General features: G+C 64.4%; 1 tRNA gene. It reads left to right on the top strand.

Going from position 1 to position 309, the window contains the following annotated elements:
* Nucleotides 1-192 precede the first annotated feature (192 nt).
* Nucleotides 193-269, top strand: a tRNA-Met gene (locus IHV25_RS10270).
* Nucleotides 270-309: the final 40 nt, after the last annotated feature.

Below are 309 nucleotides of genomic sequence, written 5' to 3'. Positions count from 1 at the left end.
TATGCGGGCCACGGCGGGCGGACCAAGGAAAACGACAGGCGCACACGCCGGCCCAACGGCCAACACGCAAGGCCCAACGGCCTCGCGCGACGCCTCAAAGGCGCCAGACCCCCGAGACGCTTCCCCAACACCGGGAGCACACACGGGGAACCGGAAACAGGCCCCACGGCCACTCGCATACAGCACCCTTGACGCGGGGTGGAGCAGCCCGGTAGCTCGTCAGGCTCATAACCTGAAGGTCAGAGGTTCAAATCCTCTCCCCGCAACCAAAAAAAGCCCCCACGGATCACAAAATCCCGGGGGCTTTTT

The sequence above is a fragment of the Phaeovibrio sulfidiphilus genome (assembly GCF_014861485.1).
In the GTDB taxonomy this organism is placed as follows: domain Bacteria; phylum Pseudomonadota; class Alphaproteobacteria; order Rhodospirillales; family Rhodospirillaceae; genus Phaeovibrio; species Phaeovibrio sulfidiphilus.
Note: the sequence above shows the minus strand (reverse complement) of the source record. Positions and strands in the feature narration are given on the sequence as shown.